This window comes from Janthinobacterium sp. EB271-G4-7A (assembly GCF_020858075.1).
Classification (GTDB): Bacteria; Pseudomonadota; Gammaproteobacteria; order Burkholderiales; family Burkholderiaceae_D; genus Janthinobacterium; species Janthinobacterium lividum.
This window is the reverse complement of the sequence record NZ_JACYMI010000001.1, coordinates 1,401,344-1,414,271: the sequence shown is the minus strand read 5'-3', so window position 1 is coordinate 1,414,271 and position 12,928 is coordinate 1,401,344. Positions and strand designations below refer to the sequence as shown.

Here is a 12,928-nt window from a genome sequence, read left to right as displayed (position 1 = left end):
TCATACCCTGCCAACGCTGAGCACTCCCTTGGATATCCGTTCCCTGCGCTATTTCGTCGAAACCGTGCGCCTGTCGAGCTTTACGCAGGCGGCCGAGTCGCTGCACCTGACCCAGTCGACCATCAGCAAGATGGTGCGCCAGCTGGAAGACGAGGTGGGCGCCCAGCTGCTGGTGCGCGACGGGCGCAAGCTGACCCTGACGGACACGGGTCGCATCGTCTACCAGCACGGCCAGGAGATGCTGGCCAATATGCGCCAGCTGACCCTGGAAGTGCGCGACACCCAGGCCTTGCAGCGCGGCAGCCTGGCGGTCGGCATCCCGCCCATGATCAACGTGCTGTTTACGCCCGTATTAAAAGCCTTTCGGGCGCGCCATCCGAACATCAGCCTGACCCTGCAGGAAGACACGGGCCAGCAGATCGAGCGCAAGGTGGCGGGAGGCGAGCTGGAAATCGGCATGACGGTGCTGCCGGCCGACCCGGAACTCGATCTCGTGGCAGTGGAAGTGGCCAACTACCCGATCTGGGCCCTGGCCGAGCCGGGCACGTTCCAGAAAAACCGCACGACACTGCCCTTCAAGGCACTGGCCGAGCTGCCGCTGGTGTTATTGAAGGATGATTTCGCCCTCACGCGCAGCCTGCGCCAGCATTTCGCGCAAGCGGGATTCACGCCGACCATCGCCGCGCAGAGCGGCCAGTGGGACTGGCTGGTGGCGATGGCCTCGGCGGGCCTGGGCGTGGCCCTGCTGCCCGAGCCGTTCATCCACCGCCTGGCCGGCGAACGGCTGGAGGCGGTGCGCATCGTCGAACCGGAAGTGGCGTGGCAGGTCGCGCATGTCTGGAGCGGACGTTATCTGTCGCACGCGGCGCGCGCCTGGCTCGAGGTGTGCCAGGATGTGCTGGGTACGCAGTTCGCGCACTGACGTAAAAAAGGGTGGCCGAGGCCACCCTTTTGATTGATCGCGCCACCTTGCTTATTTGGCGGCATCGTCCTTGTACATGCTGGCGTACTTCCAGCCGAAGTACAGAATGAAGGTGTAGCACAGGGCCGGCACGAGGAAGGACAGCTGCAGGTTGATGTGGTCGGCCAGGAAGCCCTGGATGAACGGCACGATGGCGCCGCCGACGATGGCCATGCACAGGATGCCCGAACCTTGACCCGTTTGCGCGCCCAGCTTGTTCAGGGCCATGCTGAAGATGGTCGGGAACATGATGGAGTTGAACAGGCCGACGGCGATCAGTGCCCACATGGCCGTGTGACCGCTGGAGAACACGGCGACGAGGATCAGCCCGATAACGACGGCGGCGTTGAAGGCCAGGGTCTTGCCCGGGCTGACATAGCGCATCACGGCAAAGCCGACGAAACGGCCCAGCATGGCGCCACCCCAGTAATAGCTGACGAAATAGGCGGCATCGGCGTGGCTGAGGCCAGCGATATGGCTCTCGCCGAGGAAGTTGATCAGGAAGCTGCCGATGCTGACCTCACCGCCCACATACAGGAAGATGGCCAGCGCGCCCAGCACCAGGTGGCGGTGCGACCAGATCGAAACCTTGTGGCCATCCTGCGCCACGGCAGCCGCATCATCGGCGTGCGAAATCTTCGGCAATTTTGCCAGCGCGAACAGCACGGCCAGTATTACCAGGGTGGCGGCCAGCACCAGATAGGGACCTTGCACGGAGGCCGCTTCCTTGGCGCGGTAAGCCAGTTGCTCGGCCGCCGGCAGCAGGTCGAACTGCTGCACCGTCAGCACGGTGCCCGACAAAATCAGCATGCCGCCCAGGGCCGGCGCCACGGTGGTGCCCAGCGCGTTGAACGCCTGCGTCAGGGTCAGGCGGCTCGACGCCGTCTGCGGGTCGCCCAGTTCCGTCACATACGGATTGGCCGCCACCTGCAGCACGGTGATGCCGGCCGCCAGGATGAAGAAGGACAAGAGGAACAGCGCGTAGCTGCCGGTGGACGCCGGGTAGAACATGGCGCAGCCGGCGGCCGCGATCAGCAGGCCGGCGACGACGCCGCGCTGGTAGCCGATCTTCTTGATCAGCATGCCGGCCGGCAGCGAGACGATGGCGTAGGCGCCAAAGAAGCAGAACTGCACCAGCATCGCCTGGACATAGGTCAAGGTGTAGATCGAGCGCAGATGGGGAATCAGCACATCATTGAGCGATGTCAACAATCCCCACATGAAAAACAGCACCGTGACAATGATCAGGGCGCCTGTATTGTTTTGCGTGCCGGCCCGTGCGGACGGTACGCCCTGGCCTTGCTTTACGTATTCCATACCTTCTCCATTTTTCAATTCCAAGTTGATCGCGCCAGGCATGGAAGCGTTTCCACCCGGGCAGCGCCAGGACGCGCAAGCGCCACGCAGATATCAGCGTGGGCCATGACTGCCATCAACGATAGAGGGGCAGGCATGGCACGTCTCGCGCGCGGCAGGCGCACGGCCGACCGTTTCTCGTCAGAACGATGTCTTATGGGCGCGGCACGCCTGCGGGCTGCGTCTGAAAACAACATCCAGGACAAAAACGTCTTGTAGTAAAACTACGATACTGCGCCGGCATTATGCCTTAAAGCCCCGTATTGCGCAGCTTTCCCGCCTGTTATTTAAAAAATGAATAGCTGACATTTGAAATCAAAAGTAGCCTTATAACTTGGAAACGCTATACTTATATTGCAGTGCAGCACAACGCGGCACGCCACACAAGGAGTCTGCCATGTCTACCGCATTTACTTACCACACCACGCAAAACAGCAATATCGTCGCCACCCTCGTTCACGCCGCCAAGCGCGTGGGCGCCTGGCTGAACCAAAGCAGCGACCGCCGCGAGCGCGCTTACGAAGAAGCCTACCTGGCCGAATCGACCGACCGCTACGACCTGGAATACCGCATGCGCGAACTGGCCCGCGCCAACCCGCAGCCAAGCTGGATGAGCGGCCTGAGCCGTTAATCGGTACTGCAGCACGCAGCCCATCACCGGCTGTAGCAACAACGATAGCGCCATCCTGCTCGCCTTGCGCTTGAGCACAGGATGGGCTATACAGGCGGGATGCAAACGCCCATTACCATCCTCGCCATCGCCGGCAGCCTGCGCGCCGCCTCGCTGAACACCGCCCTGCTGCACGCCATCGCAGGGCTTGCCCCAGCGCCATTCGAGATCCGCATCTATCCCGGACTCGGTGAATTACCCCTGTTCAATCCCGACCTCGACGCCGACAGCCTGCCGGCCGTGACGGCCCTGCGCGACGCCATCCTGGCGGCCGACGTGCTGATGCTGGCCAGCCCCGAGTACGCGCACGGCGTGAGCGGCCCCATGAAAAATGCGCTGGACTGGATGGTGGGAAATGAATCGTTCATCGACAAGCCGCTGGTGCTGCTGAACGCCTCGCCGCGCGCCACGCATGCGCAGGCGGCCTTGCGCGAAACGGTACGCACCATGTCGGCGCGGCTGATCGACGAAGCCTGCATCAGCCTGCCCCTGCTGGGGTCGGGTCTCGATGCGGAGGGTATCGCCGCGGACCCGGCATTGCGCCGGGCCATCCTCGATATGTTGCAGTGCATCATGTCATTTTCATGACCTGATGCACGTTTTACTATCATTTCATCTAGTTTTACTACGTACTTCTACGGATCGCTCAGTGCGGGATCATCCCGGTGAACACGTACGCCTGCAGCATGGTGATGATGCCGATGATCACGGCAAACAGCAGGCTGTGCTTCAAGGTAAAGCGGAACAGGTCCGATTCCTTGCCCACCAGGCCAGTGGCGGCGCAGGCGACGGCGATCGACTGGGGCGAAATCATCTTGCCCGTCACGCCACCCGTCGTATTGGCCGCCACCAGCAAGGTATCGGACACGCCGATCTGGTGCGCCGTCGTGTTTTGCAGGGAGCAGAACAAGGCATTCGACGACGTATCGGACCCCGTCAGGAACACGCCCAGCCAGCCCAGGAACGGCGAGAAGAACGGAAAGGCGGCGCCGCTGCCAGCCAGCAGCAGAGCCAGGGTGGACGACATGCCAGAATAGTTGGCAACGAAGGCAAACGCCAGCACCAGGCCGATCGACAGCACGGGACGGCGCAATTCCACGAGCGTTTCCACGAAGGCCTTGATGCCATCGCGCGGCTTCATGCGTAGCATCCACATCGACAGCACGGCCGTCAGCAAGATCGCCGTGCCCACGGCCGACAGCAGGTCGAGCTTGAAGACGGCGTCATACGCTTTCGGCGCGGCGACGATGGGCATCGTCTTGATCACCAGCTGGTCCAGGTAAGGCACGTGGATCTTGACGACCAGGCTGGATAACGCGCCGCCGGCGGCGAACAGGGACTTGAAGCCGGGCAGGCTCCAGACGGTGACGATGGCCGTCAGCAGGCCGAACGGCGCCCAGGCGCGCGCCGTTTGCGCCAAAGTATAGGGCGAGGCGGCGCGGCTGCCGCTGCCGCGCAAGTCCGCACCGCCTGCGCCGCCAAAACCGGACAGCGCAGCGGCGCCGCCGCCGACGGCGTTGACCACCTTGGCATTCTTCGGCTGCCACACTTTCAGGAACAGGGTCAGCGACACCAGGCTGACGAGGGCCGAGGTGATGTCCGGCAGCTCCGGCCCGATATGGTTCGAGGTGAAGTACTGGGTAACGGCAAAGCTGGCGCCCGTCACCAGGGCGGCCGGCCACACTTCGCGCACGCCGCGCACGCCATCCATCATGAACACCAGCCAGAAAGGCACGGCCAGCGACAGCAGCGGCAACTGGCGGCCCGCCATGGCGCCGATCAGGAAGGGGTCGATGCCCGTCACCTGGCCCGCCACGATGATGGGGATGCCCATGGCGCCAAAGGCCACGGGCGCCGTATTGGCGATCAGGCACAGGCCCGCCGCATACAGCGGGTTGAAGCCCAGGCCCACCAGCAACGCCGAGGTGATGGCCACGGGCGCGCCGAAACCGGCCGCCCCTTCCAGGAAGGCGCCGAAGGCAAAGCCGATCAGCAGCACCTGCAAGCGCTGGTCATCCGTCACCGACAGCACCGAGGCGCGGATGATCTCGATCTGCCCCGTCTTCACGACGATCTTGTACAGGAAGACGGCCGTGACGATGATCCAGGCGATGGGCCACAAGCCATACGCGAAGCCGTAGCCGGCCGCCGCCAGCGCCTGCGGCACGGGCATGCCGTACGCGAAAATCGCCACGACCAGCGCCAGCGCCAGGGTGACGGCGGCCGCCACGTGTCCCTTGATGCGCAGCGCGGCCAGGGCGATGAAGAAGAAAATGATGGGAACGGCTGCCGCCAGTGACGACAGCCACAAGCTGCCGAGCGGTGTATAAAGTTGGGTCCAGGTTTGCATGTCGGGTCTCCTCCGGTGGATGCGGGTTAAGTGAAAAAACGGCTTTGCTGTATTTTTTTGCGGCGTATTTTTCTGTGGATGCCGGCGCTACTCTTCCTGGCCCCGCGCATTGAGCAGGTCGGCCAGGCTGCGCGGCGCCGGCGTCAACGGCTTGCGATGCTGCGTCCAGCCCAGTTGCGCGCGCGGCGTCAGCATCCGCAGGCGCGTGGCCGCCCAGCGGAAAAGGCGATAACTGATTGGGCGCGCGAAGGCGCCGCTCCAGAAGCGCCAGATCAGGCTTTCGCCGCGGCTGAACTTGGCGCCCTGGCCGCGCAGCGGATGCGCCACCTGCTCTGCCGGATTGCGATTGGCTTCCGTGCGCAGGCGCACCAGCAGCTGCGGAATCGGGATGCGCACGGGGCACACTTCGCCGCAGGCGCCGCACAGGCTCGATGCGGTGGCCAGGTCGGCCGTCGCAGCTAGGCCCAGCAAGTGGGGCGAAATGATCTTGCCGATCGGGCCCGGATACGTGGTGCCGTAGGCGTGGCCGCCGATGCGCGTGTAGACGGGGCAGTGGTTCATGCAGGCGCCGCAGCGGATGCATTGCAGGGTGGCGCGCAGTTGCTCGTCCGCGTAAGCCTGGCTGCGGCCGTTGTCGAGCAAGACCAGGTGCACTTCGCGCGGCCCATCCTGTTCACCGGCGCGGCGCGGGCCGGAAATCAGGTTGAAATACGTGGTGATGGCCTGTCCCGTGGCCGAGCGTGTCAAGAGGCTGGCCAGCGGGACGATATGTTCCAGCTTGGCCACCACTTTTTCCATGCCCATGATGGCGATGTGGATCTCCGGCACGGACGTCGTCAGCCGGCCATTGCCCTCGTTTTCCACCAGCCACAGGGTGCCCGTGTCGGCTGCCGCGAAGTTCACGCCGGACAGGCCGATGTCCGCCTCGACAAACGCCTGGCGCAGGGCGCGCCGCCCCGTCTGGATCAGGCTGTCGACGTCTTCCGTGTAGGGCGCGTCGGGAATATGCTCGGCGAACAGGCCGGCGATATCGGCTTTCGTCTTGTGAATCGCCGGCATGACGATGTGCGACGGCTTTTCGCCGGCCAGCTGCACGATGTACTCGCCCATGTCCGACTCCAGGCACGTCATGCCGCGCGCTTCCAGGTAGTGATTGAGCTCGATTTCCTCGCTGGCCATCGACTTGCCCTTGATGAAGCGCGTCGCCCGGTTCCTTTCCGCGATGGCGTGGATGATGGCATTGGCCTGTTCGCCATCCTCGGCCCAGTGCACCTGCACGCCGGCCGCCGTCAGCTTGTCTTCCAGCTGCACCAGCAAGTCGGGCAGGCGCGCCAGCGCGTGCTGGCGCACGGCTTCGCCAATGTCGCGCAGGCGTTCCAGTTCGTCACCGTCGGGGAACTGGGCGCTGCGCTTGTCCTGTAAAAAATCCATGGCGCCGCGAAAGCTCTGGCGCAGCTTCGGGTCGTCCAGCGCGGCGCGGGCGCGCGCATGAAAGTCGGCCGGCTTGACGAATTGCAGTGGCTTGGCGTTCATGGCTGGCCTCCTTCCTGGGCTGGCAAGTCATCGATGATCAGCACCCACAGCCAGCGCGGGCCGTGCGCGCCATAGGCGAGGGTTTGCTGGATGTCGGACGTTTTCGAGGGACCCGACACGAGCACCAGGTTGGCCGGCATGCCGTCGGCCCAGCGCTCGGCGCGCGCCGCCGCATGCAAGTCCACGTGCAGGGTGCTGGCATACACGAGGCAGACATGCAGGGGCGGCGCCAGCGATACCGTGCGCGGCGTGGCCGCGTCGGGTGCGATGACCAGGGTACCCGTGGCGGCGATGCCGGAACGGGCGACGGTAAAACCGGCATCGACGGTATCGAACAATTCGCCCTTCCACTGCGCCAGCGGACGCTCGAAAGACAGCGCTTCCACGCCAGCTGGCAAGGCGGCGCGCAAGGCCCGCCCTTCGGCGCTGCCGGCATCGAGCAGCAAACGGCATACGCCGTGCGCACAGAGGCGCTGCGCCAGCAAGGCTGGCCAGGCATCGCCGCGCACGCAGTCGACTTCCGCATGCGCGGCGCGCAAGGCTGCCTGCATGGCGGCGATCCGGCCCCGTGGCGACAGCGGCGCTTGCGCGCGGCGCGCCAGATAGTGCCTGTCGATGGCGGCATCGATGGCCTCCACCGATTCGGGCGCGGAAGGCGCGGCGGCGCGCAGGCGTCCCAGCATGCGCTCGCGGGCGGTCAAGATCGCGCTCATGCCGCGCCTCCCGTGCGGCGCCACAAGAAGCTGGCCAGGTGTTCGACGGGCAGCGGCGCGCCCTGATGCTGCGCGGCGTGGCCGATGTTGAGCAGGCAGCCGCAGTCGGCCGAGACGAGCCGGTCGCAGCCCGTGGCGCAGGCCGAGGCGATCTTGTCGCTGACCATGGCGCCGGAAATATCCGGGTGTTTCAATGAAAACGTGCCGCCGAAGCCGCAGCATTCCGATTCACGCTGGTGTTCGATGCGCGTCACGCCGGGCAAGGCGTCAAGCAAGGCCACGCCGTGCACCCGCGTGCCCATTTCGCGGCGCGCCCCGCACGAGGTATGCAGCACCACGTTTTCCTCCGCTTGCCCGGGGGCGGCCAGGGCCAGGCCGGCCAGGTCGAGCTGCAGCACGCAGACGAGAAATTCGCTCAGTTCATACACGCGCTCGGCCAGTTCGGCAGCCTTGGGACCGGCCACCGGGTCGTCCCGGAACAGCTGCGGCCAGTGGTGGCGCATCATCCCGGCGCAGGAGCCGGATGGCACGATCACGGGCCATGGCTGCGCAAACAGGTCCAGCTGGGCGCGGGCCACGGCGCGCGCCTGCTCCGGATTGCCGCTGCTGTAGGCGGGCTGGCCGCAGCAGCTCTGGCCGCGCGGATAATGCACCAGCAAGCCCTCCCGCTCCAGCAGGCGCACCGCGTCGAGCCCCGCCTGCGGCACGAACAGGTCGACCAGGCAGGTGGCGAACAGGTACACCTGGAGCGGCGCATGTGGGTAGTGGCGTGGAGCGTGGCGCGGCTGGCGCGGGTCTGGCTGCATGAGTGTGTCTCCCCGGCGCTCTGTGTGTTGCTGCGGCGCCGCTGTGTGTTGTTAAGAATGACCGGTTCACGCATAATTCCAGCTTCCGCAAGCCACTTCAAATTGCTCGGACCACTTTAAAACAACACCGGAAGACAGCGATGGCGACAGGCATGCAAACGCGGGGCAGGGTCGAGATGGTGATGCGCAGGCTGGAAACGTCCCTGCTGGACGGCAGCTTGCCGGCGGGCGCACAGTTGCCGGCAGAACGCCTGCTGGCGCTGCAATATGGGGTCTCGCGCAATACCGTGCGCGAAGCGGTGCAGCGGCTGGCGGCGCGGGGACTGGTGCGCAGCCGGCGCGGCGCGGGCGTGTTCGTGACGGATCAGTTGCGCACGGGCATGGCTTCGCCGTGGAGCCAGCTGGTGGCCGACCACCCCGCCCTGCGCGACGACATCCTGGAATTTCGCCGCGTGCTGGAAGGGGCGACGGCCTACTTTGCGGCGCAGCGGGCCAGCGGGGACGAGCGCGCGCAGATCATGGCGCTGCTGGCCGAGCTGGAACAGGCGCGCGCCAGCGACGACAAGCACGGCGAGGCGCAGGCCGATGCACGGCTGCATGAAGTCATCGCGCAAGCGTCGCACAACACCATGTTTTTGCACCTGCACACCAGCATCATCGGCATGCTGCGCGAACACATCACCATCAATGGCACGGGCTTGCGCCAGCAGGATGACGCCACGTCGCTGCACCTGCTGTCGCAGCACCGCACCCTGTGCGAGGCCATCTGCGCCAGCCAGCCCGAGGAAGCGCGCACGGCCATGCAAAGCCACATCGATTTCGTGCGCACGCGCGTCACCAGCGACGACGATTGAGGCCACTGGTAGGACCAGTAGATGAGCACAGTGGCCGCAAAAACTGCTACTATCGCGCGCCGCCACCTGATCCATCCTGCCATGACCGTCCTCGTCCACACCCACCCGCTGGTGCTCCAGCTGGAAAACGACTTGCTGCCCCTGTTCCGCGCCGCCCTGCCGCCACTCGCGGCCGCCATGCCCCGGGCGCTCGCCTCCGTCTTCGCCTTTTCCAGCGGCACGGCCAGCGCCTTCCAGGATTATCACTTCGGCATTTCCTGCCTGCTCGAGGACATGCCCGACGATGCCCCCGAGGAAGTCGCCCTGCTGGTCAGCGTCACGGGCCTCGACGCCGGCGCCCGGCTGGGCGCACAGGTTGTCTGGGGCCAGCCATCGGGCCTGGTGGAAATGCAGGCCGAACTGCAGGCCGACGACATGCCAGCCTTGCATGCGGCCCTGCCCGGCCTGCTGGCCAGCCTGCAACAGGCCGCCAGCCGAGGCAGGCCGGAAATGTGACAGGAGCATGAAAAAGTGCCAGGAAACAACAACTTACGCTTTCCGTAGCGCAACTTTATTGACTTCCACTAGCCCCAGCCCCTATCCTTTCAGTTACGTTTGGTGAGAATGTGTGCATGTTCATGCGAGCATGCCCGCAAGCCGCCTTGCCCCCACAAAAGTCCATTCCGCATTTTTATTGCAACCATCAGGGCAACGCGCCTGGACGGCCGCTGCCAGCAAATACGGAGCTGACTGCCATGCCATCGCACCACCATTTTCCTGCAACATCCTTGCTCGGCTGCGCCTTCCTGCTGGCCGCCGCCCTGCCCGTGCAGGCGCAGACGACGGACAATCCTGCCGCCACCTTCAGCGCCAATGCCAGCCTCACTTCGCAATACATTTCGCGCGGCTTTCGCCAGACCTGGGGCAAGCCGGCACTGCAGGCGGGCGCCGACTACGCGCACCCGAGCGGCTGGTCGCTGGGCACCTGGGCTTCCACCGTCAGCGACCGCTATATCGAGGATGCGACCATCGAATGGGACCTGTACGGCGGCTACAGCGGCACGGTGGGAGAACTGGGCTACAGCCTGCTCGCGTATTACTACAAGTATCCGGGCGCCGTCTACCGCGCCACGGGTGTCAAGTATGACTATGGCGAACTGTCGCTGGGCCTCAGCTACAAGATGCTGTATGCCAAATACAACCATACCGTCACGCGCGACTTCTTTGGCATCACGCATGCGCGCGGCACGGGTTACCTCGACGTGGGCGCGAATGTCGACCTGGGCAATGCCTGGACCTTGAACCTGCACGCCGGTAATGGCCGGGTGGCGGGCACGGGCAATGCCATCTGGAACTGGCGCGACGCCAAGATCGGCGCCACCAGGGCCTTCGACGGCGGCTGGAACGCCAGCGCCGCCATCACGCGCGCCTGGGGCGCCACCGATGCCTACGACCATTACACCCTGGGCATCCCGAATGCGGCGGGTCAGTTCGACACATCGAATCCCGCCGCGGCCACCGTCGTGCTGGCCGTCAGCAAGACCTTCTAGGCGCGCTACCCGCGACGCCCATGACACCGATATCCCTCCCCATCAAGGAACAGCCTCATGCAACTCTCACTGAACAGTAAAATCTGCGTCGCCGCCACTGCGCTCGCCGTCCTCAGCCTCGGCGTCACGGCGGCCGTGATCGGCTACAAGAGCAGCGCCAGCGCCGAAGCGGCCGCGCTGGACCTGGCGCGCACGTCGGCGCGCGAAGTGGCCGGCGCGCTGCAGGCGCGCATCGCCAGCAACCTGTCCAGCGTGTCCAGCCTGGCCGGCGCCATGCGCGGCACCAAAAGCGCCAGCCTGCCCCTGCAGCGCGAGCAGATCAATGAGCTGACCAAGGCGACCCTGACCAGTTCGGAAGACTTGCTCGGTTCGGCCGTGACGTGGGAGCCGAACGCGCTCGACGGCAAGGATGCGGATTTCGCCAACCAGAAGCCGTACTACGACGCCAGCGGCCGCTTCATGCCCTACTGGACGCGCGGCGCCGGCGGAAAACTGCAAGTCGAACCCATCGTCTTCGACCCGAAACCGGGCGCCAACGACTGGTACGACGTGCCCAAGCGCACCGGCAAGACGTTTTTCACGGAACCGTATATCTACCCCGTCGATGGCAAGGATGTGCTGATGGCCTCGCTGGTGGCGCCCATCATGATCGACGGCAGCTTCAAGGGCGTGGCCAGTGCCGACTTCATGCTCACGCGCCTGGCGAAAATCCTTGCCGACCTGAAAGTGATCGAGGGCGGCAAGCTGGCCCTGATCTCGAACGGCGGCCTGTACGCGAGCCACCCCGTGCCTGAGCGGCTGGGCAAGAAGGCGGACGACGTGCCGGCCGCCGGCCTGGAGAAAGTGCGCCAGGGCCAGCCTTATGAATACGAGGACGACAAGGGCTACATCCACTTGCTGCAGCCGCTGCAGATCCACCCCGATATCGCCCCGTGGAGCGTGGAACTGAACTTCCCGAAAAGCGTGGCCACGGCCTCGGCGCGCGACCTGATGATCTATACCCTGATCGTCGCCCTGCTGTGCGCGGCGGCCACGGCCGGCATTTTGATCCTCGTCGTCAACCAGCTGACGCGTCCATTGCGCACCCTGGGCCGCACCATGACGGATTTGTCGAGCGGAGACGCCGACCTGCGCGTCAAGCTGGAAGTCAAGGGCACCGACGAGCTGGCCGTCATCGGCAAGGGTTTCAACGCCTTCGTGGAAAAGATCCATGCCGTGTTGCTGCAAGTGCAAGCCAGCGCCGACAACGTGGCCCGTGCCAGCGCGGAAATTGCGCAAGGCAATAACGACCTGTCGGCCCGCACGGAACAGCAAGCCAGTTCGCTGGAAGAGACGGCCGCCTCGGTGGAAGAGCTGACGGGCACCGTCAAGGAAAACGCCGACCATGCGCGCCAGGCGAATCAGCTGGCCGCCTCGGCGTCGGACGTGGCGCAAAAGAGCGGCGAAGTGGTCAGCAAGGTGATCGAAACGATGACCTCGATCAATGATTCGTCGAACAAGATCGTCGATATCATCAGCGTCATCGACGGCATTGCCTTCCAGACGAATATCCTGGCCCTGAACGCGGCCGTGGAAGCGGCGCGCGCGGGCGAACAGGGGCGCGGTTTCGCCGTCGTCGCCACGGAAGTGCGCAACCTGGCGCAGCGCTCCGCGGCGGCAGCGAAGGAAATCAAGCTGCTGATCGACGATTCCGTGGGCAAGGTGGCCGTCGGCAGCAAGCTTGTCGATGAGGCGGGCGCCACCATGGAACAGGTGGTCGACAGCGTACGCAAGGTGACCGCCATCATGGCCGACATCAGCGTCGCCACCACCGAGCAAAGCGACGGTATCGCGCAAGTGAACCAGGCGCTGGCGCAGATGGATGGCGTGACGCAGCAAAACGCGGCCCTCGTCGAGGAAGCGGCAGCGGCCGCCGAAAGCCTGCAAGACCAGGCCAGCCATCTGGCCGAGGTGGTCAGCGTGTTCAAGCTGGGCGCGCAGCAACAGGCGGCGCTGCCGGCAGTGAAGACAGTGGCTGCGCCGCGCACGCCGCCAGCCGTCAAGGCGCCGCCGCCAGGCAAGCGCCTCGCCTCGATCAAGCCGGCGCCAGCGGAAAGAACGCAAGCCAAGACGCCGGCAGGCGATGACTGGGAAGAGTTTTAAGCCGGCCTTTCCTG

At 65.1% G+C, this 12,928-nt stretch carries 12 protein-coding genes; 7 read left to right on the top strand and 5 right to left on the bottom strand.

The annotated features are described in order from the left end of the window. Positions 1–28 precede the first annotated feature (28 nt). On the top strand, positions 29–922 hold the full coding sequence (locus IGS58_RS06360; RefSeq protein WP_092606308.1) for a LysR substrate-binding domain-containing protein: 894 nt from the start codon (positions 29–31) through the stop codon (positions 920–922). Between the two features lie 51 nt (positions 923–973). Here the strand turns inward: IGS58_RS06360 and fucP are convergent, their stop codons facing one another. Beyond that, positions 974–2,278, bottom strand: coding sequence for an L-fucose:H+ symporter permease (gene fucP, locus IGS58_RS06355; protein WP_034789196.1), 1,305 nt, complete (start codon positions 2,276–2,278; stop codon positions 974–976). Positions 2,279–2,714: 436 nt separating this feature from the next. Here fucP and IGS58_RS06350 point away from each other — a divergent pair, with 436 nt between their 5' ends. Further along, positions 2,715–2,948, top strand: a complete 234-nt coding sequence (locus tag IGS58_RS06350) for a DUF3563 family protein (protein WP_080698581.1) — start codon at positions 2,715–2,717, stop codon at positions 2,946–2,948. 99 nt (positions 2,949–3,047) lie between these two features. After that, the gene (locus tag IGS58_RS06345; RefSeq protein WP_230520900.1) at positions 3,048–3,575 is read left to right on the top strand and encodes an NADPH-dependent FMN reductase; all 528 of its coding nucleotides are present in this window, start codon (positions 3,048–3,050) and stop codon (positions 3,573–3,575) included. A gap of 58 nt (positions 3,576–3,633) precedes the next feature. On the opposite strand, the gene IGS58_RS06340 is transcribed toward IGS58_RS06345, so the two are convergent. The 4 genes from IGS58_RS06340 to IGS58_RS06325 all read right to left on the bottom strand — a co-directional run bounded on the left by IGS58_RS06340 (position 3,634) and on the right by IGS58_RS06325 (position 8,389). Further along, on the bottom strand, positions 3,634–5,337 hold the full coding sequence (locus IGS58_RS06340) for a lactate permease LctP family transporter (protein ID WP_230520899.1): 1,704 nt from the start codon (positions 5,335–5,337) through the stop codon (positions 3,634–3,636). An 87-nt stretch (positions 5,338–5,424) separates the two neighbouring features. Next, positions 5,425–6,870, bottom strand: a complete 1,446-nt coding sequence (locus IGS58_RS06335; RefSeq protein ID WP_230520898.1) for a LutB/LldF family L-lactate oxidation iron-sulfur protein — start codon at positions 6,868–6,870, stop codon at positions 5,425–5,427. Further along, positions 6,867–7,583, bottom strand: a complete 717-nt coding sequence (locus tag IGS58_RS06330; RefSeq protein WP_230520897.1) for a LutC/YkgG family protein — start codon at positions 7,581–7,583, stop codon at positions 6,867–6,869. The genes IGS58_RS06335 and IGS58_RS06330 overlap by 4 nt, the downstream gene beginning before the upstream one ends. After that, positions 7,580–8,389: a (Fe-S)-binding protein gene (locus IGS58_RS06325; RefSeq protein ID WP_230520896.1), complete on the bottom strand. Its 810-nt coding sequence runs from the start codon at positions 8,387–8,389 to the stop codon at positions 7,580–7,582. The genes IGS58_RS06330 and IGS58_RS06325 overlap by 4 nt, the downstream gene beginning before the upstream one ends. Before the next feature lie 152 nt (positions 8,390–8,541). Here IGS58_RS06325 and IGS58_RS06320 point away from each other — a divergent pair, with 152 nt between their 5' ends. The 4 genes from IGS58_RS06320 to IGS58_RS06305 all read left to right on the top strand — a co-directional run bounded on the left by IGS58_RS06320 (position 8,542) and on the right by IGS58_RS06305 (position 12,914). Beyond that, positions 8,542–9,243, top strand: coding sequence for a FadR/GntR family transcriptional regulator (locus IGS58_RS06320; RefSeq protein WP_225317387.1), 702 nt, complete (start codon positions 8,542–8,544; stop codon positions 9,241–9,243). Positions 9,244–9,264: 21 nt separating this feature from the next. Next, positions 9,265–9,738 carry a hypothetical protein gene (locus tag IGS58_RS06315; protein ID WP_230520895.1) on the top strand — a complete coding sequence of 158 codons (474 nt, stop codon included), beginning with the start codon at positions 9,265–9,267 and terminating at the stop codon, positions 9,736–9,738. A gap of 239 nt (positions 9,739–9,977) precedes the next feature. Next, positions 9,978–10,772, top strand: coding sequence for a TorF family putative porin (locus IGS58_RS06310; protein ID WP_230520894.1), 795 nt, complete (start codon positions 9,978–9,980; stop codon positions 10,770–10,772). Positions 10,773–10,829: 57 nt separating this feature from the next. After that, complete coding sequence (locus IGS58_RS06305; protein ID WP_230520893.1) at positions 10,830–12,914, top strand: methyl-accepting chemotaxis protein; 2,085 nt, start codon at positions 10,830–10,832, stop codon at positions 12,912–12,914. Positions 12,915–12,928 lie beyond the last annotated feature (14 nt).